Source organism: Pseudomonas sp. HLG18, assembly GCF_051903985.1.
In the GTDB taxonomy this organism is placed as follows: Bacteria; Pseudomonadota; Gammaproteobacteria; order Pseudomonadales; family Pseudomonadaceae; genus Aquipseudomonas; species Aquipseudomonas fluorescens_BT.
The window spans coordinates 1,558,278-1,579,092 of sequence record NZ_CP195831.1; the positions used below are offsets into that span (position 1 = coordinate 1,558,278).

22 protein-coding genes and 1 tRNA gene are annotated in these 20,815 nt (G+C 60.7%); 16 read left to right on the forward strand and 7 right to left on the reverse strand.

Going from position 1 to position 20,815, the window contains the following annotated elements:
• Positions 1–22: 22 nt before the first annotated feature.
• From ACSPX5_RS06990 to ACSPX5_RS07040, 11 genes are all read left to right on the forward strand, one after another.
• Positions 23–418 (forward strand): hypothetical protein, encoded by a 396-nt coding sequence (locus ACSPX5_RS06990; protein WP_169430020.1) that lies wholly within the window; start codon positions 23–25, stop codon positions 416–418.
• Positions 419–667: 249 nt separating this feature from the next.
• Complete coding sequence (locus tag ACSPX5_RS06995) at positions 668–1,720, forward strand: isopenicillin N synthase family dioxygenase (protein WP_439821268.1); 1,053 nt, start codon at positions 668–670, stop codon at positions 1,718–1,720.
• Positions 1,721–1,747: 27 nt separating this feature from the next.
• The gene (locus ACSPX5_RS07000; protein WP_439821269.1) at positions 1,748–2,557 is read left to right on the forward strand and encodes a MetQ/NlpA family ABC transporter substrate-binding protein; all 810 of its coding nucleotides are present in this window, start codon (positions 1,748–1,750) and stop codon (positions 2,555–2,557) included.
• The gene (locus ACSPX5_RS07005; RefSeq protein WP_439821270.1) at positions 2,554–3,354 is read left to right on the forward strand and encodes a methionine ABC transporter ATP-binding protein; all 801 of its coding nucleotides are present in this window, start codon (positions 2,554–2,556) and stop codon (positions 3,352–3,354) included. Before ACSPX5_RS07000 ends, ACSPX5_RS07005 begins: the two co-directional genes overlap by 4 nt.
• Positions 3,351–4,022 (forward strand): methionine ABC transporter permease, encoded by a 672-nt coding sequence (locus ACSPX5_RS07010; RefSeq protein WP_207867780.1) that lies wholly within the window; start codon positions 3,351–3,353, stop codon positions 4,020–4,022. The genes ACSPX5_RS07005 and ACSPX5_RS07010 overlap by 4 nt, the downstream gene beginning before the upstream one ends.
• A gap of 8 nt (positions 4,023–4,030) precedes the next feature.
• Positions 4,031–5,587: a sugar ABC transporter ATP-binding protein gene (locus ACSPX5_RS07015; RefSeq protein WP_439821271.1), complete on the forward strand. Its 1,557-nt coding sequence runs from the start codon at positions 4,031–4,033 to the stop codon at positions 5,585–5,587.
• A complete protein-coding gene (locus ACSPX5_RS07020) occupies positions 5,580–6,605 on the forward strand; it encodes an ABC transporter permease (RefSeq protein ID WP_439821272.1) in 1,026 nt (341 codons plus the stop codon). Before ACSPX5_RS07015 ends, ACSPX5_RS07020 begins: the two co-directional genes overlap by 8 nt.
• Before the next feature lie 31 nt (positions 6,606–6,636).
• Positions 6,637–7,692, forward strand: coding sequence for a substrate-binding domain-containing protein (locus ACSPX5_RS07025; protein WP_439821273.1), 1,056 nt, complete (start codon positions 6,637–6,639; stop codon positions 7,690–7,692).
• Between the two features lie 9 nt (positions 7,693–7,701).
• Positions 7,702–8,367: a sulfite oxidase-like oxidoreductase gene (locus tag ACSPX5_RS07030; RefSeq protein WP_439821274.1), complete on the forward strand. Its 666-nt coding sequence runs from the start codon at positions 7,702–7,704 to the stop codon at positions 8,365–8,367.
• Positions 8,368–8,754: 387 nt separating this feature from the next.
• Positions 8,755–11,142: a TonB-dependent receptor plug domain-containing protein gene (locus ACSPX5_RS07035; RefSeq protein ID WP_439821275.1), complete on the forward strand. Its 2,388-nt coding sequence runs from the start codon at positions 8,755–8,757 to the stop codon at positions 11,140–11,142.
• 56 nt (positions 11,143–11,198) lie between these two features.
• A complete protein-coding gene (locus ACSPX5_RS07040; RefSeq protein ID WP_439821276.1) occupies positions 11,199–12,626 on the forward strand; it encodes an APC family permease in 1,428 nt (475 codons plus the stop codon).
• On the opposite strand, the gene ACSPX5_RS07045 is transcribed toward ACSPX5_RS07040, so the two are convergent.
• Positions 12,560–13,021, reverse strand: coding sequence for a DUF3574 domain-containing protein (locus ACSPX5_RS07045; RefSeq protein ID WP_439821277.1), 462 nt, complete (start codon positions 13,019–13,021; stop codon positions 12,560–12,562). The two genes, ACSPX5_RS07040 and ACSPX5_RS07045, sit on opposite strands and share 67 nt — an antisense overlap.
• Positions 13,022–13,411: 390 nt before the next feature.
• Here ACSPX5_RS07045 and ACSPX5_RS07050 point away from each other — a divergent pair, with 390 nt between their 5' ends.
• Positions 13,412–13,921: a hypothetical protein gene (locus ACSPX5_RS07050; protein ID WP_439821278.1), complete on the forward strand. Its 510-nt coding sequence runs from the start codon at positions 13,412–13,414 to the stop codon at positions 13,919–13,921.
• Positions 13,922–13,983: 62 nt separating this feature from the next.
• On the opposite strand, the gene ACSPX5_RS07055 is transcribed toward ACSPX5_RS07050, so the two are convergent.
• Together ACSPX5_RS07055 and ACSPX5_RS07060 are read right to left on the reverse strand one after the other, a co-directional pair.
• Positions 13,984–14,574: a helix-turn-helix domain-containing protein gene (locus tag ACSPX5_RS07055; protein WP_439822007.1), complete on the reverse strand. Its 591-nt coding sequence runs from the start codon at positions 14,572–14,574 to the stop codon at positions 13,984–13,986.
• Between the two features lie 53 nt (positions 14,575–14,627).
• Positions 14,628–14,789, reverse strand: coding sequence for a hypothetical protein (locus ACSPX5_RS07060; protein WP_166673434.1), 162 nt, complete (start codon positions 14,787–14,789; stop codon positions 14,628–14,630).
• 336 nt (positions 14,790–15,125) lie between these two features.
• On the opposite strand from ACSPX5_RS07060, the gene ACSPX5_RS07065 reads away from it, so the two are divergent.
• A complete protein-coding gene (locus tag ACSPX5_RS07065) occupies positions 15,126–15,788 on the forward strand; it encodes a hypothetical protein (RefSeq protein ID WP_439821279.1) in 663 nt (220 codons plus the stop codon).
• Positions 15,789–15,876: 88 nt separating this feature from the next.
• Here ACSPX5_RS07065 and ahr read toward each other — a convergent pair whose 3' ends face one another.
• Both ahr and ACSPX5_RS07075 read right to left on the reverse strand, forming a co-directional pair.
• Positions 15,877–16,908 carry an NADPH-dependent aldehyde reductase Ahr gene (gene ahr, locus ACSPX5_RS07070; protein ID WP_439821280.1) on the reverse strand — a complete coding sequence of 344 codons (1,032 nt, stop codon included), beginning with the start codon at positions 16,906–16,908 and terminating at the stop codon, positions 15,877–15,879.
• Between the two features lie 54 nt (positions 16,909–16,962).
• Complete coding sequence (locus ACSPX5_RS07075; protein WP_169430027.1) at positions 16,963–17,205, reverse strand: hypothetical protein; 243 nt, start codon at positions 17,203–17,205, stop codon at positions 16,963–16,965.
• A gap of 163 nt (positions 17,206–17,368) precedes the next feature.
• Here ACSPX5_RS07075 and ACSPX5_RS07080 point away from each other — a divergent pair, with 163 nt between their 5' ends.
• From ACSPX5_RS07080 to ACSPX5_RS07090, 3 genes are all read left to right on the forward strand, one after another.
• On the forward strand, positions 17,369–18,016 hold the full coding sequence (locus ACSPX5_RS07080) for an ATPase (protein WP_439821281.1): 648 nt from the start codon (positions 17,369–17,371) through the stop codon (positions 18,014–18,016).
• Positions 18,017–18,102: 86 nt separating this feature from the next.
• Positions 18,103–18,444, forward strand: a complete 342-nt coding sequence (locus ACSPX5_RS07085; RefSeq protein ID WP_115077529.1) for a hypothetical protein — start codon at positions 18,103–18,105, stop codon at positions 18,442–18,444.
• 156 nt (positions 18,445–18,600) lie between these two features.
• Entirely contained in the window at positions 18,601–18,993 is a 393-nt protein-coding gene (locus ACSPX5_RS07090; RefSeq protein ID WP_439821282.1) for a DUF1801 domain-containing protein, read from the forward strand.
• 50 nt (positions 18,994–19,043) lie between these two features.
• Here the strand turns inward: ACSPX5_RS07090 and ACSPX5_RS07095 are convergent.
• Positions 19,044–19,118: transfer RNA gene (locus ACSPX5_RS07095), tRNA-Gln, on the reverse strand.
• A 201-nt stretch (positions 19,119–19,319) separates the two neighbouring features.
• Positions 19,320–20,783 (reverse strand): GDL motif peptide-associated radical SAM/SPASM maturase, encoded by a 1,464-nt coding sequence (locus ACSPX5_RS07100; protein ID WP_439821283.1) that lies wholly within the window; start codon positions 20,781–20,783, stop codon positions 19,320–19,322.
• Positions 20,784–20,815 lie beyond the last annotated feature (32 nt).

Sequence of the window (20,815 nt, forward strand, 5' to 3'; positions counted from 1 at the left end):
TCCAACATTTAAAGGAATAAATATGAAGACCGCTTCTTTGATTCTCGCCATGGCAGCCGCGTTTGGCACCAGCACGCTTGCCTACGCCGAAGGGCAAGACGCCGCCACTTTGAAAGGGATATACGACAACGGTCGCAACATGTCAGGCCTGATCAAAAGCTGTGTCGACAAGGGGTTCCTGAAAGCGGACAGCACCGAGAACGCCAACAAGATGGCTGCATTCGTTAGCAACATGCCGGGTGATTTCGACAAGCGTGACGGCGACAAGAACGAACAGTTTGGCCGCAAGGGCGAAGTGTTCACGGAGGGGGAATACAAGAGCCTGGAAAGCAACCTGCCACCGAACCTCACGCTCAAGCAGTGGTGCGAGCAGGCGGATCAGGGCATGCGCGAAGGGTTGAAGCGCGTCGGTTTGTAGCCGTCAGCTGATTCAGGACCGATGGTAACGGCAAGTCGAATGCCGTGGTCGGTCCTGAGGTCAGTCGAGCCGCTCGATAGACCGAACTAAGCTAATGCAAAAAAGATATTTGTTCGGTGTTTTTAATATCGTTTAGTTTTGTTTCATAGACGAATCAAAAGCATCAAACCGACAGACCCCCGATTGCCATGACGGCACACGCTGAATCGATCACAGGCTCTTCAGGTTTGATTCACACGGGAGTGAATCATGCCGCACACCTCAGCTATCACCGCATTACCCACCCTGGACTTGTCCCTGCTCGACGGTACGCCGTCGCAACGCCAGGCCTTTCTCGATGATTTGCGTCACGCTGCTCGCGATGTCGGGTTCTTCTACCTGACCGGCCATGGCATCGACGCCGCCCTGCTCAAGCAAGTGCAGGACTACGCACGCCAGTTCTTCGCCTTGCCTGACAGCGAGAAAACCGCCGTCGGCATGATCAATTCGCCGCACTTTCGTGGCTACAACCGCGCCGCCTCGGAGATCACCCGTGGTCAGCCCGATCAACGTGAACAGTTCGATCTGGGCGCCGAGCGCGAGGTCTTGCCATTGAACGCCGACAGTCCGTTGTGGGCGCGTCTGCAAGGGCCCAATCAATGGCCCGAAGCATTGCCGCAACTCAAGCCGCTGTTGCTCGACTGGCAGCAGGCGATGACCCAAATGTCGCTGCGTCTGCTGCGCGCTTTCGCCCAGTCACTGTCGCTACCGGAAGATGCCTTCGACCGCTTGCACGGCGACAAACCCAACGAACACATCAAGCTGATGCGCTATCCGGGGCAGTCCTCGACGGCGAGCAATCAGGGCGTCGGCGCGCACAAGGATTCGGGTTTTCTCAGCTTTCTGCTGCAAGACCAGCAGGCCGGACTGCAAGTGGAAATCGAAGAGGGGCGTTGGATCGATGCGCTGCCTCGGGACAACACCCTGGTGGTGAATATCGGCGAGCTGCTGGAGTTGGCCACCAACGGTTATCTGCGCGCCACGGTGCATCGCGTGGTTTCGCCGCCAGCGGGCAGTGAGCGCTTGTCCATCGCGTTTTTCCTGGGCGCGCAACTCGACGCTGTGGTGCCGCTGTACCCGTTGCCGGCTTTGCTGCTGCGCGAAGCTAAGGGGCCGGCGAGTGATCCGCTCAATCCGTTGTTTCGCGATGTCGGCTGGAATTATCTGAAGGGCCGACTGCGTTCGCATCCCGATGTCGCGCAGCGCTTCTATGCCGATGCGTCGAACACTCAGACACCGCTTCGCAAGACCGCCAACGCCTGATCCATCACTCGCAAAAGGACTCTTCCCATGTTGAAAAAAGCAGGCTTGACCCTGGCCGTCCTCGGCGCGCTGGTGACTTCGTTTGGCGCTCAGGCGCTGGAACCGTTGCGTGTTGCCGCCGACCCGGTGCCCCACGCACAGATCCTGGCCTACATTCAGAAAATCGATCCGCAACTGAACCTCAAGGTGATCGAAATCCCGCAGGGCGTGAACTCCAACGAGCTGCTGGTTCACGGCGATGTGGACGCCAATTACTTCCAGCATCTGCCGTACCTGCAATCCCAGGAAAAGGCCCTCGGCGAAAAACTGGCGGTGGCCGCGACGGTGCATATCGAACCGTTGGGGATTTATTCCCATCGCCACAAAACCTTCGCCCAGGTGCCGGACAAAGGCACGGTTGCAGTGCCGAACAACGTCACCAACCTGAGTCGTGCGTTGTACCTGTTGCAGGACAACGGCCTGATCAAGCTCAAGCCCGGTTTCAACGACCCGGCGGCGGATCAGGCAACGCCCAAGGACATCGCCGAAAACCCGAAACACCTGAAGATCCTCGAAATCGAATCGCCGCAATTGCCTCGTGCGCTGGATGACGTGGATCTGGCGGTGATCAACGGCAACTACGCGCTGGAAGCGGGTCTGGTGCCGGCCAAGGATGCGCTGGGGCTGGAGAAGGCCGAGCACAATCCTTACGCCAACATTCTGGTGACCACGCCGAAACTGGAAAACGATCCGCGCATTCAGCAGCTGGCCAAGGACCTGACCTCGCCGCAAGTCGCCAAGTACATCGCCGAGAACTTCAAGGGGTCGGTGATCCCGGTGGCGGATGCCACGCCATGATCGTCGTCGAGCAGTTGAGCAAGACCTATCCGTCAGCGTCGACCCCGGCGCTGGATCAGGTATCGCTGAGCATTCCCGATGGTGCGATCTACGGGATTCTCGGGCGCAGCGGTGCGGGCAAGTCGACGTTGCTGCGTTGCCTCAATCTGCTCGAACGCCCGGATTCGGGGCGGATTCTGCTGGATGGCGAGGATCTCACCGCGCTGTCCGATAGCGAACTGCGCCGCCAGCGTCAGCGCATCGGCATGATCTTCCAGGGGTTCAATCTTCTGCATTCGCGCAACGTGTTCGACAACGTCGCGGTGCCGTTGGAAATCGCCAAAATCGCCAAACCACAACGCCATGAACGGGTTCGCGAGCTGCTGGATCTGGTGGGCCTGGGCGACAAGGCCGAAGCCTTTCCATCGCAACTGTCCGGCGGGCAGAAGCAGCGGGTGGGCATCGCCCGGGCATTGGCGGCGCGGCCGGCGTATCTGCTGTCGGACGAAGCCACCAGCGCCCTCGACCCGGAAACCACCGCGTCGATTCTGGAGCTGTTGCGCGACATCAACCGCCAGCTCGGTTTGACCATCGTGCTGATCACCCACGAACTGGACGTGGTCAAGTCGATCTGCAATCACGCTGCGTCCATGGCAAACGGGAAACTGGTGGAAGCGGGGCCGGTCGCTCGTTTGCTCGCCGATCCAAAGTCGGCCCTTGGCGCTTCGCTACGACCCAGTTGCGGCTTGCCGCTGGGGCATGACGCGCCGGGCCTGAGTTTTCTGCGGCAATACGGCGTACGGGCGGCCCACTCATGAACCGCACCGTCGACTGGAACGAAATCCTGCAACTGGTGCTCAACGCCACCGGCGAAACCCTTTACATGGTGCTGCTCGCCGGTCTGTTCACGTTGCTGATTGGCTTGCCGCTGGGGGTGTTGCTGTTCATCAGTCGTCGTCAGGGGTTGTACCCGTTGCCGAGGCTCAATCAAGCCTTGGGCGCGATCATCAATCTGGGACGTTCGCTGCCGTTCGTGGTGATGCTGATTGCCCTGATCCCGCTGACCCGGCTGGTGGTCGGCACCACCCTGGGCAGCACCGCCGCCGTCGTACCGATCACCATCGGCGCCTTTCCGTTTTTTGCGCGGATCGTCGAAAACGCCCTGGACGAAGTTGAAAAGGGCCGGATCGAAGCGATCCTCGCCATGGGCGGCGACATCCGTCATGTGATTTTCAAAGTGCTGCTGCCCGAAGCGCTGCCGGCCCTGCTGGCAGGCGTCACCTTGACGCTGGTGATGCTGATCGGTTTTTCCTCCATGGCCGGGGTCATCGGTGGCGGGGGACTGGGCGACCTGGCGATCCGCTACGGCTATCAGCGGTTCAACAACGAAGTGATGGTCGCCACTGTCGTGGTGCTGGTCATCCTCGTTCAGGGCGTGCAGAGCCTGGGCGATCGGCTGGTGCGATCGCTGGCTCATCGACGTTAAGGAATTTTATGGGTGCGCCTGTCGCCGTGGTCTCCGAACCACTGATTCGTGTACGTGAACTGAGCAAGACCTTTGGCTCGAACCGGGCGCTGGACCGGGTCAGCCTGGATATTTTTCCTGCCGAAGTAGTGGCGCTGCTCGGCGCCAACGGTGCGGGCAAGTCGACGCTGGTGAAGATCCTCGCCGGCAGCCAGGCCCACGATGGCGGAGAGATCCGGATCGATGGCCAGCCCCGGCATTTCAGTTCGCCGCTGTCGGCGCGCCGCTTCGGCATCGTTGCGGTTCATCAGCAGATCAATGAAGGCATCGCGCCCGGATTGAGCGTGGCGGAAAACCTGCTGCTCGATGAACTGTGCCACCCCGACGCCGACTTTTGGCTCAATCGCAAACGCCTGCTGGAACGCGCCGCGAACATTGCCGCCGGCCTCGGACTGGTGCTGCCACTGGAGCAACCGATCGAGCACCTCGGCCAGGCCGAGCGGCAACTGGTGGTGCTGGCCCGCGCCTTCGCCCTGCAACCGCGACTGCTGATTCTCGACGAGCCCACGGCGGCCCTGTCGGATGCCGAAGCGCAGCGTCTGTTCGGGCTGATCGACACCTTGCGCAGTCGTGGCGTGGCGATTCTGTACATCTCCCATCGTTTGTCCGATCTGCAGCGAGTGGCCGACCGCGCCGTGGTGTTGCGTGACGGGCAACTGGCGGGTGAGTTCAGTGCCAGGCAATTGCCCGAGGCATTGGAAGCGATGCTCGGTCAGGCGCTGGAAGCTCACGTCTACACGCCGCGAGCGGCGGGGCACGAAGTGCTGAAACTGCGCAACGTGAAAGTCCTGCCGCGCACCCAGGCCTTTGATCTGACCCTGCACGAAAACGAAGTGGTGGTGCTGACCGGATTGCTAGGCGCCGGCAAAAGCGAGATCGCCGAAGTGCTGTTCGGGCTGCGCAAACCGTTGTCCGGATCACTGCAACTGGACGGCACCGACTGGCAACCGGGCTCGCCCCGGCAGGCGATCCAGAGCGGTGTGTTCTTCGCCGCCGAAGACCGCGCCAGCCAATCACTGGTGCCGGATTTTTCATTGCGCCGAACCCTGACCCTGCCGTTCCTCGAACGCTTCACCCGTGGCGGTTTCATCCGCAACCGTGCCGAAGCAGCAGCGGTCGAGGCGCAAGTCTCGGCACTGGGAATCAAGACCGCCGGCATCGATGTGCCGATGAGCGCGTTGTCCGGCGGCAATCAGCAGAAAGTCGTACTCGGCCGTTGGCTGCTCGGCGAGGGCAGGGTGCTGATCCTCGACGAGCCGTTTCAGGGCGTCGATGTGCGTGCCCGGCGCGAGATCGGCCAACTGCTGCGCGACAGCGCCGCTGGCCGCGCCACGTTGGTGATTTGCTCGGACGTCGATGAAGCGCTGGAGATCGCCGACCGGATTCTGTTGGTGCGCGATCACGCGGTGGTGGCCGAGTACCCGCGTGCCGGGCTGGATCGCGCCACCCTGGTCGCCGCGCTGGCCGGCAGCGACCCGCAAAATTCTAATGTTCACGCCGCGCCAAGGAGTAGAGCGAGTGCCTGATTCGAGTTCCCTGTTGTCATCCGCCCCGGCGCCGTCCGAGCGCTTCGTGCAAGCGCTGATCCGCTACGGCCTGCTGTGGGTGCTGGCGTTGATCGTGGTGTTTTTCAGTGTGGCGGAACCGGCGTTCCTGCGGGTCGGCAACCTGTTCAGCATCTTGCAGTCGGTGTCGATTGTTGCGCTGCTGGCCTTGGGCGTGACGCTGACCATGGCTGTCGGCGGACTGGATCTGTCGATCGGCGCGGTGGCCGCCATGAGCCTGATGATCGCCAGCTACGTGATGGTGGTGCTCGGTTGGGGCGCTGTGCCGGCGATGCTGATCAGTCTCGCGGCTGGCGCGCTGGTGGGACTGCTCAACGGCTGGCTGATCGTGAAGATGCGCGTGCCGGACATTCTCGCGACGCTCGGCAGCATGTTCCTGGTGATCGGCGTGCAACTGATTCCCACGGGCGGGCGCTCGATTGCGGTGGGAATGACCCTGCCCAATGGCGATGAGGCCGAAGGCGCGTTCAGCGCATTGTTTCTGGCGCTGGGCCGTGGGCGGCTGTGGGACGTCGTGCCGGTTCCGGTGTTGATCACGGCGGTTGTCGCGGTGGCGGTGTGGCTGTTTCTCGAGCGTACACGCATCGGTCGATTGTTCTATGCGATTGGCGGCAACGAGCAGGCGGCGCGTCTGGCCGGTGCGCCGGTGCAGCGCTTCAAGTTGCTCGCTTACGTGCTCGCGGCGCTGCTGGCGTCGCTCGGCGGATTGTTGTTGGCGGCGCGGTTGGGGCGCGGCGATGTCAGCTCCGGCAACGGTCTGGTGCTGGATGCACTCGGCGCCGCACTGATCGGTTTTGCTGTGCTCGGCGCGAAGAAGCCCAACGCGTTCGGCACGCTGGTCGGTGCGCTGCTGGTGGCTTCGTTGCTCAACGGCCTGACCATGCTCAACGCACCGTATTACGCGCAGGATTTCGTCAAGGGACTGGTGCTGGTGCTGGCCCTGATGTTCACCTTCGGCCTCGCGCATCGGGCGCGCTGAGCCGGTTCATTGATGCTTCAAGGAAAGATCCATGCACGGTTCAATCAAGCAGTTCGCACGCCATTGCCTCACTGGCGCCTTGCTCTCGGCGCTGGCGCTCAATGCCCAGGCCAAAGCCTTGCCGGGGGCGCCGGCACCGTTCGACAAAGGTCAGGTACAGATCGCGCTGGTGGGTTATCTGTTCTCCGGGGATTTCCCCGAAGCCTACCTGCGCGGCGTCGAGAGACAGACCGAAGCGCTGGGCGCCAACCTGCGGGTGTTCGACGCCCGGCAACAGGCGGCCAGCCAGGGCGAAATGATCGATCAGGCCGCCGACCTCGGCGTCGACGGGATCATCGTGCAACTGGGTCTGGCGGAAACTCTCAAGGGGCCGATTGACCGTGCGTTGGCCAAAGGTATCAAGGTGGTTGCGTTCGACGTCGACCTGAACACACCACAGGTGACCCAGGTCGAGCAGGACCACCACGCGCTGGCGCGGTTGGCACTCGATCAGGCAGTCAAGGACAACGGCACCCGTTTCGACGCCGGGTACGTCTACATCAGCGGTTTCACACCGATGGAACGCCGCGACGAGATCTGGAGTCAGGTCAAGGCGAGCAATCCGGGGATCATCGAGAAGGCGCGCTTCGGCACGCTCAATCCGCCGATTGCCAACTCGGTGGCGGATCAGGCCAGCGCCGTGCTGCGGGCCAATCCGGGGATCAGCGTGATTTTCGCGCCATTCGATGAGTTCGCCAAAGGCGCGAAAATCGCGGTGGACGAGGCCGGTCTGAGCCGCAAGGTGAAGATCTACAGCGCCGACATTTCCACTGCCGACATCCAGATCATGAAAGAACCGGACAGCGCCTGGGCCGCCACCGCTGCGGTCAATCCGCAAGTGGCCGGCGCGATCAGCGTGCGCAGCCTGGCGATGCTGATCGCCGGGGAAAATCCGGGGCACAAGGTGCTGGTTCCTCCGACCCTGATCACCCGCCAGCAACTGCTGGATCTGGACGTGAAGAACGTGCGCGACCTGGGGCAGAAACTGCCGTCCTTCGGTGATTCCGCCAATGTGGCGCGGGCGCCGTGGATTCCTGTGGCGAACTGAGGAGCCGACATGCACGACAAGGCTGCGCGCCTGCGCAAGAGCCGTTCGCCGAAAGCCGATGTGGTGCTGGGCGAACGCCTCCCGCCAGGGCAGGTGCTGACGGAGCGGTTTCCAATCCTGCACGAAGGTGAGGTGCCGGCCTATGACCTGACGACGTGGTCGTTGCGCCTGTTCGGCACCTTGGCGACCCCGGTCGAGCTGACCTACGCCGATCTGCAAGCGCTGCCGCAACGCTCGTTGCAATGCGACATTCATTGCGTGACACGCTGGTCGAAATTCGACACCCGCTGGAGCGGCGTGCACCTGCAAGATCTGTTGCAGGCCCTGGACATCCGGCCGACATCGTCCTTCGTCATGGCCCACGCCGATCACGATTACCAGACCAACCTGCGTCTCGATGACCTGCTGCACCCGGACAGCCTGCTGGCCACCCATTACGACGGTCAGCCGCTGACCGCGCAACATGGCTGGCCGTTGCGTCTGGTAGTGGCGGGGCGGTACTTCTGGAAAAGCGCGAAATGGTTGCGCGGGCTCGAGTTCACCGATCAGGAACTACCGGGCTTCTGGGAGCGCAACGGCTTTCATTTGCATGCCGATCCGTTCATTGAACAGCGTTTCAGCGGCGACGCGCTGGACATTGCCGAAGATGCCTGGCGGGAAAGGGACTTCGACTGACGGCATCTAACTTCGCGCCAAAAAAAGCACAACTTAATAAAGTACTCTACAACAACGTGGAGTGCTTTTTTGTGCGTGATTAGTTGTTGGTTATTTGGATTTTCATGTTGTTGCGCAAACACAAGTGTTGCTCAGGTAACACTCCGTTAACCGGGCATAACCTAAGCGTTATTGGTTCTTTTGCGGCACGCGACCGCTCGTCTAGCATCGGTATACAGGGGGTTCTACTAACTTTGGGGTTCTTGCGCTCTAACAGCAGATAGTTGTTCAACACACTTGCTGCCTTTCTGGATATCAAAACTACAGCAGAAATTGCCGTGCACCGATTGCCGACACTTCATGATTCGGCAGCGGCCAGTTATTAACTGCGATTCAAGGAGCTGTCGCATGATTCACCGTTCGCATTCATTACTCGCCATCGCTGTTGTCAGTGCCATCTGGCAACTTCCTGCGCAAGCCGAAGAGACTTCCGCGCGCGTCGACGATGACACACGGCTGGGCACCGTGCTGGTCACCGGCACCCGGGGCACAGCACGCACGGTGCTGGATTCGCCGGTGCCGGTGGATGTGTTGACCGCCGAGGACCTGAAGACCGCCGGCGCCAGTGGCGGCGAGCTGGGCCAGGCGTTGCAGACGCTGTTGCCGTCGTTCAGTTTTCCGCGTCAGTCCAACTCCGGCGGCGCTGATCACGTGCGCGCTGCGCAGCTGCGCGGGATGAGCCCGGATCAGGTGCTGGTGCTGGTCAACGGCAAGCGCCGCCACACCTCGGCGGTGGTCAACGACTCATCGAAAATCGGTCGCGGCACGGCGCCGGTGGACTTCAACTCGATCCCGATCAGCGCGATCAAACGCATCGAAGTGCTGCGTGACGGCGCCGGTGCGCAGTATGGCTCGGACGCGATTGCCGGGGTGATCAACATCATCCTCGACGACGCCCCCGAAGGCGGCGAAGTCTCCACCAGCTACGGCGCCTACCACACCCACCAAGACGCCATCGGCAAAACCACCACCGACGGCCAGAACAGCGTGACCACCGCCAAGATCGGCACGCGGCTGGGCGAGGAGGGCGGCTTCATTCGCGGCGGTACCGAGTACAAGGATCGCAACCCGACCAACCGCGCTGGCTACGACGGTTTCGCCGACACCCCGGGCCAGCGCAACTACGTGATGGGCGACGGCGTGGCGCGGGACGTCAACGCCTGGTTCAACGGCGAATTGCCGCTGGCCGGCGGCAAGGCCTACAGCTTCGGCACCTACAACGAACGCCACACCACCGGCGCCGAGTTCTATCGCTATCCGTCCGAGCAGCCGCAGTTCTACCCCAACGGCTACCTGCCGCAATCGCTGGGCGACAACACCGACATCTCCGCCACCGCCGGCTACAAGGGCCTGATCGGCGACGACTGGGATTTCGACAGCAGCGTCACCCACGGGCGCAACCGCTTTGAATCGGCGACCCGTCGCACCCTCAACGTCAGCCTCGGCGCGGACTCGCCGACCCGCTTCGACACCGGCGACTATGAGTTGCGCCAGACCACCACCAACCTCGATTTCAGCCGCGAATTGCGCCTCGGTGGCCGCTCGTTCGTGCTGGCGGTGGGCGGTGAATATCGCTACGAAAACTACCTGACCTTTGCCGGGGACGAGGCTTCCTATATTGGTTCCGGGGCCGATGGCGCCAACGGCCTGCGCCCGAGTGAAGAGTCTGATCTGGATCGCAACGTGTTCGGCACCTACGCCGAATTGTCCGGTGATCTCACCGACCGTTTCTTCGTCGACGCCGCCACTCGCTGGGAACATTACGACGACGCCGGCAGCAAACTCACCGGCAAGCTCAGCGGTCGCTACAAATTGACCGATCAATGGGCGTTGCGCGGTGCGGTGTCGAACAACTTCCGCGCGCCGTCGCTGGCCCAGAGCGGCTTCCAGAACACCACCAGCAACTTCGGCGACGGCGGCACGCTCACCGATATCCGCGTGCTGTCGGTCAACGATCCGATTGCCCGTGCCCTGGGCGCGGAAAAACTCGATCCGGAAACCTCGAAGAACTTCAGCCTTGGCCTGACTTTCCAGTTGAACGAACGCTTCGATGCGTCGCTCGACGTGTTCCGCATCGACGTCAAGGACCGCATCACCCTGTCGCAGCGAATCGGCAGCGACGCGCTGGAAAGCTACATCAACGACAACTTCGGCGTGCCGGGCGTGCATGACGTCAACTTCTTCACCAACGCCGCTGACACCAGCACCGACGGCGCCGAACTGGTGCTCAACTACCATCAGCCGCTCTACGACGGGCAATTGGGCCTGACCACCGCATACACCTACAACCACACCAAGGTCACCAGCACCAAGGGCACGCCGTCGCAGCTGACCGCCTTAGGGATCGGCAATGACGCGCTGGTCGGCGTCGAGGAACGCAACACCCTGACCGACGCCGCGCCCAAGGATCGCTTCGTGTTTTCCGCCAACTGGACCAGCGAACACTGGGGCCTGCTCGGGCGTCTGACTCGCCAGGGCGAGACCACTCGGGTGTTCGATTTCGGCGACTCGCAGCCTGAGCAAACCTATGGCGCGGTGTGGCAACTGGACGCCGAGGTGATCTACAAATTCACCCCGAAATTCAGCATCGCGCTGGGCGGCAACAACCTGACCGACAACTACCCGGAACGCTCCGGCTCGGCCATCAACTACGGCGGCAACCTGCCGTATGACGTGCTCTCGCCGATCGGCACCAACGGCGCGTACTACTACGCCACCGCTACTTACGGCTTCTGAGTTTTGCCGCCATGGATGGCGGATCCCTATGCAGGATGAAGCATGCAGGACGAACCATGAGCAAAACCCACGGCCCCCAACGCCATCTGCCGGTGTTCCAGGCGTTGCTGATCACGCTGGGCATGGTGATCACCACCGACATTCTCAAAACCGCGCCGACCGTTGCCTTGAACGTCGGGCCGGAACATTTCTATTGGGTCTGGGTGCTCGGCGGGCTGGCGTCGATGGCCGGGGCCTTGTGCTTTGCCGAGATGGCCACCGCATTTCCGCATCCGGGCGGTGACTATCATTTCCTGCGCACCGCTTACGGCGAGCGCATGGGGTTCCTGTTTGCCTGGTCGCGATTCTCGGTGATGCACACCGGGTGGATCGCGTTGTCGGCGTTCATGTTTGCCGACTACTTCAACGCAGTCGTGCCGTTGGGGCATTACGGGTCGGGGCTGTTTGCCGGTGCGATCATTGCCGGGTTGGTGCTGTTGAATCTGACGGGCAGGCACATTGGATTCATTACTCAGACTGTGTTGGTCGGGTTGCTTGCGCTCGGGTTCCTGAGTATTGCCAGCGCCGGGGTCTGGCTGGCGTGGCAAGGGATCGAACCCGCGCTGCCCAGCGATCCGGTGGTGCCCGAACACACTGGCGCGGCGGGATTTTCAGCGGCGATGATCTTTGTGTTTCTGGCCTTCGGCGGCTGGAGCGATGCGGCGACATTGTCCGCCGAAGTGCGCGATGGTCGACGCGGTATTTTCATCGCCATGCTCGGTGCGCTGACGGTGCTGATGGCGATCTATCTGGCGCTGAACTGGGCGTTCGTCCAAGGGCTGGGATTCGAAGGCCTGGCGGCGAGCAACGCGCCGGCGGTGGAACTGTTGAACCGCGCCTTCGGTGCCCCTGGCGTTTTGCTGATCCTGCTGATGGTCGGCCTCGCGGCCATCGCCACCATCAACTCGACCTTGCTGGTCGGCGCCCGCACCACCTACGCCGCCGCCCGCGATGTTCCGCAATTGCGCCGCTTTGGCGAATGGGACGAGCGTGACGGTGTACCGCGAAAGGCATTGCTGGCGGAGGGCGCGGTGGCGTTGTTGTTGGTGTTGTTTGGCAGTTTTACTCAGAGTGGCTTCAACACCATGGTTGAGTATCTGACGCCGGTGTACTGGTTGTTTCTGAGCTTGAGCAGCGTGGCTTTGATTATTCTGCGCAGGCGTTTTCCCGAGGTGCCCCGGCCGGTGAGGGTGCCGCTTTATCCGGTTTTGCCGCTGCTGTTTTTTGGGTTGTGCGTTTACATGTTGTATTCCAGCGTGACGGTGGTTGGTTTTGGCGCTTTTCTGGGGATTGGGGTGTTGGTGGTGGGGGCGCTGTTGCTGACAGGGTTGAGCCACCTGGTGTCGACACCTCGGCAGGCTCTGCAAAATACCTCGGATCAGAAGGACACCGCCGCCGGCTGCGACAACCGCAACACCGACAAATCCCCCGTAATCCGCTTGTAAGCCAAACGAATCGCCTCGATGTCACTCTCACGCTTCGGCCCGCTTTCGTGCAGGATCACAATCACCTTGGTCGCCAGCCGCTCGGGCACTTTTGCGTCATGGTCTTTCCACTGCCCATACGCATCCAACACGCTGAACCCGTCCGGGAACCGCGTCGTCACTTCCTGATCGAGAAACTCGCGCCAGCGCGCCGGGCTCACCACACTTTCCTTGCCCTCCAGCGGCCCCACCGAGAAATACAACTCGGTGCGCACCCACTGCGCCTGCGCCGGCCGCGTGGCATCGCCTTGCAGGGTCGAACTGGCGGGATCCTTGGTATGCACGGAAACCGGAGGAGGGCTGGCACACCCGGCGACCGCCAGGAACAGTGCTGCCAGTAGTAAACGTTGCGGCATGGAACTTCCTTATTGTTAAGAACTGTCCCGAATTATAGAGGGGACGGTTAATAGCAATAAAAGATTAAAAAGTGGGGCGACACTGAACTAATGGAATAAGCAAACAAAGTAAAAATAATGTTCGCTGGTTAGAACGATTATTTCTTTAAGTTATTTGCTTGGTGTTGGATCGCATATCCATGACATTCAAAAACCTGCTACAGCATTTGTCGGATCTGCCATGGCGTCTACTCTGCTGCTGCGACGGTTCAAGTCGCACGGAACGCTGCACTTGACGTGTTTGAACAGCACTTTTTGCTGCTTGATGGACAGCTTGTTGCAGATTTTCCAGTCCTTAGAATCCGCTCCATCAACTTCTCATCCAGTTCTTAATCCTCAGGGAGCTACACCATGATGAACGCCATGCAGATGCAAATGCCGATGAACGCCAACATGCCGATAATGCCGATGACAGGCATGCCGATGATGATGGCGACCATGAGTTGCGACATGATGGATGACGGCATGATGTGCAAGATGATGCCGGCCGCTGGCATGGACATGGCCATGTTCAAGAACAGCGCGCAAATGATGCAGATGATGATGGACTGCGGCATGCCGATGATGATGCATTGCGGCAACATGAGCATGATGTGCATGTCTGCGGCGGCTATGGCCATGCCGATGATGAACATGATGATGCCGATGCCGATGATGGGCATGCCGATGCCATCGATGAAGTGCGTGATGGAATGCACCATGATGGCAGACTGCATGATGTGCAAAATCATGCCGATGCCGGGCATGAACATGGACATGATGAAAAACTGCTGCGCCCTGATGATGAAGATGATGAACGACTGCGGCATGCCGATGATGATGAGCTGCAACGGCATGCCGATGATGTGCTGCGCCTGCTAAGTCTTCAGGTATGAAAAAGCCCGACCGGGAGATTCCCGGTCGGGCTTTTTGTTGTCTGTTTGTCAGTCCAGGCGTTCGGGGTAGGTCACCACCAGATATGCCACCGCCTCACTGTCGGCAGGGTTGCGATACCGGTGGGGCTGGTCGGCGTAAAACAGAATCGAGTCGCCCGTCGACAGCAGATAACGCTCATCGTTGACGCTGATCTCCAGCACACCCTGGGCCACCACCAGGTTTTCCTGCACGCCCGGGCCGTGGCCTTCGGATTGATCCTCGCCCAGCGGGCTCAGGCGCAGCTCATAGAATTCCGACTGGCGCGCCACATCAAAGGGAAACAGCGCGCGGCTGACAAAGGCGCCACTGGCGCTGACCAGTCGCTTGCTCTGGCTCGCCGACAACACGGCCACGCCTTCAAACGCGCGATGTTCGAGAAACGCCGCCACCGATACCTTCAAACCCTTGGCGATTTTGCACAGCACCTTGATCGACGGCACGCTGCGCCCGGATTCGATCTGCGCCAGCATCGCCCGACTCACGCCGCATTGGCGGGCGAGGGCATCGAGCGACAGATGCCGCTTGCTGCGAAGGCGTTGCAGGTTCTGCGCGACACGTTCACAGATCGGGTCTTCTTCCAGGGAGTCGAGGTTGTTCAGGTCCAGCACAGGTTCATCGGCGCTCGCCAGAAAGCGCGAGGGTTCACGCGCGTTCACGCTTGACGCGTCTCGCCGGAACGAGCGGCCTGCACCCACTGGTAAGCCTGATAGCCGGCATTGCGCGCATACATTTCCCACATCAGCCGGGCCTGTTGCTGGGCGTGGCGGCGTTTGCGGTAGACGGCGAAGTCGATCAGGTTGTCAGTCGGTTTCATGGCGCACTTCACTGTGTTCAATGACGGGATGAGGTGAGAGTACGCCGAGATTTTTATAACAATAAATACTGATTGTTTATTTATTAATGCTTTCTGGTTATTTGATCGGTTCGCCGATTTTTCTTTGTCATCGGCGGTAAGGGGGGGCGATACACACTCGGCTTCTTTTCTGCGAATTTGGCAAATCGAATTTTAGGTTGGTCTTCGCGCAGGTGACGGATAGCGTCTGTGCTTTGAAATCCAGAGACGTTCTTAATGCCCCCCTTACTTCGTCGAGCTTGGCGCCTTCTACGCGGAGCCAAAGCCACTGCCTACGTTTTGCTGATGCTGGGCCCAATGTTTATCAAACCCTTGGCATTTGTGAGAGTGCCTCATGAGGCTCAGCCGATCTATGCAAAACTGCCAGGCCTTTGGGGAGCGCCCCTGTTGGTGGCCGGCGTGGCTGCGGCGACTATCCGGTCGGTTTACCAGTGGGTGTTCTGGCGTGAAATGAACAAGTCCGATCCTTCCAGGCCAGCGGCCGACTTGCTGCTCATGCTGCACAATACCGAGGGACGCTATTTCTGGTTTGCGTTCGTTTTTTCCGCAGTATTGGTCTATGCCCTGGCCGGCCTGCGCTGGAGCTATCACTTCGGGGCTATTTCGTTCATACGCAGATGGCGTCCCAATCTGAGCAATCCACCGCTGAAGTACTTCGTGGTCACGACAGCAGCGTGGGGGCTGTGGCTGAGTCTCTACAGCGCTGTCGTTGTGTATGGCTTGTGGCAGTGGAAGGCTCAAGGTGACCTTGCGATGCTCTTGAATCAATACGTTGAACAGCATCAAACCGGAGTGCTCGTGACATTGCTTGGTATAGGCGTAGCCATGAGGCTCGCCGGGCGTAATGGCGAGCTTGGCATGAAGGCTCTGTATGGCGGATCCAAGTGGCTGAGCATGGCCGTGAGTCTGGTCGCTATCAGTGCGTTGTTGCTATTGGCATTCCTGTTGCCGAGCATCTGACGTTCCCTTGGGGGCACCAGCGAACCTCAGGCCAGGATTTTTACGAGAGCGGGAAGGCGCGTTCGACGTCAGCCGACGCGCCAATCCTTCATTTGCTGGCGTTCAACACAATCCGATACCGCGCCTTGCCGCTGCGCAGGTGATCGACAGCTTCATTGACCTTGCTCATCGGAAATTCCTCGACCTGCGGCAGGATCTTATGCCGCGCGCAGAACTCCAGCATGGTCGCCGTCGTGGCAGGCGAGCCGACTGGTGAGGCTGACAGGGATTTCTGTTGAGGGATCAGGTTGAACACGTGCACCGGAATCGCGTCGGGCACGATGCCGACGAAGTGCAGCCGGCCTTTGCCGCGCAGGGTGGCGAGCATGGCCGTCCAGTCGAGGTTGGCGTTGGCGGTGATCAGCAGGAAGTCGAGAGTGCCGGCAATCGCTTTCAGCGCTTCGCTGTCGGTCGAGGCGACGACCTTGTGGGCGCCGAGGCGTTTGGCTTCGTCCTGTTTGCTCAGAGAGGAGGTGAAGGCAGTAACGTCGCAACCCCAGGCATTGAGAAACCGCAGGGCCAGGTGTCCGAGGCCGCCGATGCCCACCACGCCGACCCGGTCGGTCGGCTTGATGTCGAATTCCACCAACGGATTGAAGACCGTGGAGCCGGCGCAGAACAGCGGGCCAGCGAGGGCCGGGTCGAGGTTGTCCGGAAGTTTCAACGCCCAGGCCCAGTGGGTGCGCAGCCGATCGGCGAATCCGCCATGGCTGCCGATGATCGTCGGTTTTGCGGTGGCGCACAGGTGATGGGAACCGCCGATGCAGGACGAGCAATGCATGCAGCTGCCCTTGTACCAGCCGATCCCCACGCGCTGGCCGACTTCCAGACCACGTACCTGCGGGCCTGTGCGCACGATGCGGCCGACCACTTCATGGCCGGGAATGAACGGGTATTGGCTGATGCCCCAGTCGTTGTCGATCAGCGACTGGTCGGAGTGACAGACGCCGCAATATTCCACGGCGACTTCGACCTCTTCATCTCCCAGCGGGCCGGGGTCGTAACTGAAGCGCTCCAGCGGCGCGCCGGCCGAGGTGGCGGCCCAGCCGGTGAATGTAGTGGGTTCGGTGTTATTGCTCATGGGACACCTCCAGGTCTGGCGCTGCGGGCGCAGCCTGAAGAGTCTAGCGTGTCATCAAGCGGGCGCTAGCCAAGTGTCCAGCACGCGCCGGTCGAGCTCTTCCCAGTCCGCCATGCCCAACACTCGCGTGGTGTTGAGGCCGCGCAGATAGCCGCGCAACTGATTGGCCACGGCCCGTACCGACTCCGAATCATCCGCTGACCGGCCCAGCACGGTTTCGTATTCGACAAGGTATTCGGCCACCCGGTCGCGGAATTCGGGCAGGACGGCATCGCGGATCAAATCAAAGGTTCGCACGGAAAATCCTCATTTGTTTTCGTTGTGATCGAGTGTGCAGCAGTCTGCACGCAGCGCAACTATTGGTTCAAGTAATAGTGATCATCAAGAAACGCAAGTTCTGCTTTGTGGCCGACAGGCGGAAAATCGCCTCCATCGAAACGCAGCTCAAGGAATTTGCGCGATGAAGACTTTGACCCGACTGGCTTTGGTCGCCCTGCTGATGGGCGGGGTAGCCGCCACCGTAGCCCCGGCTTACGCAGACGACGCCAAATCGTGCCATTTTCTGCCCGTCGCCGGCAGCAGCGCCGCGCTGCAGCACTCGCAAACCGTCGGTGTGCTGTACAGCGAAAACACCCTCGAAAACCTGCAATACCTCGAGCGTTACCACGATGTGGCGGTCAACGGTGCCAAGGACGCACTCGATGCGCGGATCCGTGACGCCTTCGTCAACAGCTCCGATCCGGAACTGGCCATCGACTGGTTGATGAGTTCGCTGCAACAGCAGTTTCTCTCGGTGACGGTCTACGACAGCCTCGATGCGCTGGTGCAGGCCCATCCCGACGTGGTGGTGATGCTCGACACCCACAACCGTCTGCTGACCCAACGCAACAGTCAGGTCGAAGCGCGGTTCGCTGCACGCTTCTACGACGCCAACCTGCAATACATCGGCAAGGCCGAAGGCGCGGTGGAGAAGCAACTGCCTTCGGTGTGGGTACACAACAAGGCAGCGCCCGAGATTGCAGCCCAGATCGAAAAACAACGCGACCTGCAATTCAGCGCCTTGAAGCAGTTCGATGATTCGCTCAAGGCCCTGGTGAGTGCAGGCTAAGCACCCAGATCAAAAAGCGCGACGCCAGCGGCCGTGACGCTGAACGTTGCTTGAGAACCGAACCTTTTATTTTCAGGATTTTATCCATGCGTGCTTTTTTTATCCCTGCCATGGCTTCTGCCACGTTACTGCTGACCGCCTGCGCCTCTGCGCCGAACGACCCGACGCTGACCCTGCAGACGCACAAGACGCCTGCCCAGTACGCCGAATGCGTCGTGCCGAAACTGCAGGGCAGTGCGCTGAACCCGACCGTGTCGCAGACCCAGCGCAGCTACCGGATCGTGGTGCCGAGCAAGGTGGCGGCGGACAACGTGCTGGAAGCCTACAAGGCACAGGATGGCGGCAAGGTCTTTTTATATGAACGCCATTTGCTGGCGTCGAGTTTCATGCCATCGAGTTTTGAACGGGCTGCACAGGAGTGCCTGTGACGGCTGACGGTTAACGCTTTTGACGATGCTCCTTTGGTTGGCCGCAACCAACCAATTCCTTTGCCCCGCATATTGCGGGGCTTTTTTTTGCCCGGCGTTTGGTGCAGTCGGCGCTACGCTGGATAGCGAATAAGGCTTTTTCGGGAGAACAAGGAGATGAAGAAGGACAGCAGCGGCGCGGCGACCGAGGATCCCTCTGTGCTGATCGACGCGAGAATCAAGGAATTGAACGACTGGCGCGGCCAGAAGCTGGCCGAGATCCGCGCGATCATTCACGAGGCCGATCCTGAGGTTGTTGAGGAATGGAAGTGGCGGGGCGTTCCGGTCTGGTCGCACAACGGCATCATCTGCACCGGGGAAACCTACAAGGCCGTGGTGAAAATGACGTTTGCCAAAGGCGCGGCACTGGAGGATCCGACGGGGCTGTTCAACGCCAGTCTGGAGGGCAACACCCGGCGGGCGATTGATGTTCACGAAAACGACAAAATAGATGCAAAGGCACTGAAAGCGCTGGTGCGTTCGGCGATTACGTTGAATTCGAAAAAGTGATTTGCCGTTGAGGCAGAGGTGAAGCGGAGGAGGGTGAAACGAGGAAAAAATGGCAGGGGCGGCTGGATTCGAACCAACGCATGGCAGGATCAAAACCTGCTGCCTTACCGCTTGGCGACGCCCCTGTAGCTATTGTGTTCAGTCCCGGGAGGACCTCTGCAACAGTGGGCGGCACTTTACCAGTGCTCTTGCGTTCTGGGAACCCCCGAGGCAAATAAATTTCATGGAAAACAGCTACTTATTTTCCGGGGTGGTTGAATCGGCCGGATTTTCAAGATGCCTGAGCGGTCCAGGCGCCCGAATCCTGCGGGCGCCTGGACCCGATTTCACACCAGGGTACTCGGCGCCACCCCCAGCAACCCCGTCAACGTGTTCATGATCGCCTGCTGACGGGCGCGGTCCGTCTGGTGCCTGGCCTCGGCGGCCGCGACGTCGGCGTGGCAGTGCGGGCAGATCGATTCGTGGGGATGAATGTACTGAAGGCAGCTGCGGCACAGCGCCAGTTGCACGGGGATGCGTCCTTCTTCCGGCGATTTGTGGCCCTGATTGACCCACGCCAGTTTGATCACTTGTCCGCTGTCGCTGACGCTGCTGACTTTTTCGCCGGTGTCGATGCGTTCGGTGATCAGGTCAAAACGTCCGACCGCAAACGAGCGCTGGGCGGCGTCCTCGACTTTGACGATGCGCTCGCGCAAACCCTGTTTCTGCAATTCCAGGGTTCGGTAGTGGCAGTAAGGATTGTTGCCGGGTTTGCCCAGCAGCGAGTGCGATGTCCAGGTGCAGCCGCCCCGGCAGACGTCGTTGTAATAGCAACTGCGGCAATAACCCCAAAGATCGTCGACCGAGCGCAAACGGCCGAAGTGGATGCCTTCGCTGTAGTGCCAGATGTCGTGCAGGCTCATGTTGCGCACATTGCCGCCGGAAAACCCGACGGTGGCCAGCGACGGGCAGCCTTTCACTGTGCCGTCCGCCTCAAGCGCCAACACAGTCTGACCGGCCGCGCAGCCGCTCCAGTGCACGCGTTCGTCACCGAACCCACGCCACAAATGTTCGTAAGGACCGTAGTAGCCGATGTTGTTGCCGACGTTCATCAGCAGGCCGCGATCCACGCCTTCGCGGTACAGGCGCGCGAGCAGCGGCATCACTTCCAGTAATTGATAGGGTTGCAGCAGCAGTTCCGGGTGATCCACCGCATTGCCCATGGCCACGGTGATCTGGATCTGCCAATGGGTGGCGCCCAGTTCAATGATCGTGTCCATCAGCTGCGGCAAATCGGGCAGGGTCGCCGCGCCGATCTGAGTGTTGACGCTCACCGCCAGCCCGGACGCCTTGGCCCGGCGCAGGGTGTCGACCGCCTTGTCGAACGAACCGGGCACGTTACGCACTTTGTCGTGCAACGGTGCGAGCCCGTCCAGAGAAATCCCGACCCCGTTGAGGCCCGCATCAACCGCTGCCTGCATCTTCGCCGGCGTCAGGTTGCGCCCGCCGGTCTGGATCGCGCAGTACATGCCGTGGTCGTGGATGGCCTGGATCAGTTGCGTCCAGTCCTTGCGCAAGTAGGCTTCGCCGCCGATCAGGGTGATCTCGCGGGTGCCGAGGGCGGCGAGGGAGTCGATCACGTCGAGGCATTCACGGGTGTTCAGTTCATCGGGGCGTCGATGCCCCGCGCGCGAGCCGCAATGCAGGCATTTGAGGTCGCAGGCCAGGGTAATTTCCCAGACCACATGCACCGGCACGTAGCGTTTGAGGTCGGTGTCACTGAGGTAGCGGGCAGGGCGGATGTCTGTCATGGGAGATCCTTGCGCACGGTCCTGTGCGCGGC

Excerpts from the sequence above, each read along its gene's own strand:
- ACSPX5_RS07000 (WP_439821269.1), top strand. The coding sequence starts at position 1,748 with ATGTTGAAAAAAGCAGGCTTGACCCTGGCCGTCCTCGGCGCGCTGGTG.
- ACSPX5_RS07060 (WP_166673434.1), bottom strand. The coding sequence starts at position 14,789 with ATGAAACCGACTGACAACCTGATCGACTTCGCCGTCTACCGCAAACGC.
- ACSPX5_RS06995 (WP_439821268.1), top strand. The coding sequence starts at position 668 with ATGCCGCACACCTCAGCTATCACCGCATTACCCACCCTGGACTTGTCC.
- ACSPX5_RS06990 (WP_169430020.1), top strand. The coding sequence starts at position 23 with ATGAAGACCGCTTCTTTGATTCTCGCCATGGCAGCCGCGTTTGGCACC.
- ACSPX5_RS07005 (WP_439821270.1), top strand. The coding sequence starts at position 2,554 with ATGATCGTCGTCGAGCAGTTGAGCAAGACCTATCCGTCAGCGTCGACC.
- ACSPX5_RS07080 (WP_439821281.1), top strand. The coding sequence starts at position 17,369 with ATGAAGACTTTGACCCGACTGGCTTTGGTCGCCCTGCTGATGGGCGGG.
- ACSPX5_RS07040 (WP_439821276.1), top strand. The coding sequence starts at position 11,199 with ATGAGCAAAACCCACGGCCCCCAACGCCATCTGCCGGTGTTCCAGGCG.
- ACSPX5_RS07090 (WP_439821282.1), top strand. The coding sequence starts at position 18,601 with ATGAAGAAGGACAGCAGCGGCGCGGCGACCGAGGATCCCTCTGTGCTG.
- ACSPX5_RS07025 (WP_439821273.1), top strand. The coding sequence starts at position 6,637 with ATGCACGGTTCAATCAAGCAGTTCGCACGCCATTGCCTCACTGGCGCC.
- ACSPX5_RS07085 (WP_115077529.1), top strand. The coding sequence starts at position 18,103 with ATGCGTGCTTTTTTTATCCCTGCCATGGCTTCTGCCACGTTACTGCTG.
- ahr (WP_439821280.1), bottom strand. The coding sequence starts at position 16,908 with ATGAGCAATAACACCGAACCCACTACATTCACCGGCTGGGCCGCCACC.
- ACSPX5_RS07100 (WP_439821283.1), bottom strand. The coding sequence starts at position 20,783 with ATGACAGACATCCGCCCTGCCCGCTACCTCAGTGACACCGACCTCAAA.
- ACSPX5_RS07035 (WP_439821275.1), top strand. The coding sequence starts at position 8,755 with ATGATTCACCGTTCGCATTCATTACTCGCCATCGCTGTTGTCAGTGCC.
- ACSPX5_RS07030 (WP_439821274.1), top strand. The coding sequence starts at position 7,702 with ATGCACGACAAGGCTGCGCGCCTGCGCAAGAGCCGTTCGCCGAAAGCC.
- ACSPX5_RS07015 (WP_439821271.1), top strand. The coding sequence starts at position 4,031 with ATGGGTGCGCCTGTCGCCGTGGTCTCCGAACCACTGATTCGTGTACGT.
- ACSPX5_RS07050 (WP_439821278.1), top strand. The coding sequence starts at position 13,412 with ATGATGAACGCCATGCAGATGCAAATGCCGATGAACGCCAACATGCCG.
- ACSPX5_RS07045 (WP_439821277.1), bottom strand. The coding sequence starts at position 13,021 with ATGCCGCAACGTTTACTACTGGCAGCACTGTTCCTGGCGGTCGCCGGG.
- ACSPX5_RS07010 (WP_207867780.1), top strand. The coding sequence starts at position 3,351 with ATGAACCGCACCGTCGACTGGAACGAAATCCTGCAACTGGTGCTCAAC.
- ACSPX5_RS07065 (WP_439821279.1), top strand. The coding sequence starts at position 15,126 with ATGTTTATCAAACCCTTGGCATTTGTGAGAGTGCCTCATGAGGCTCAG.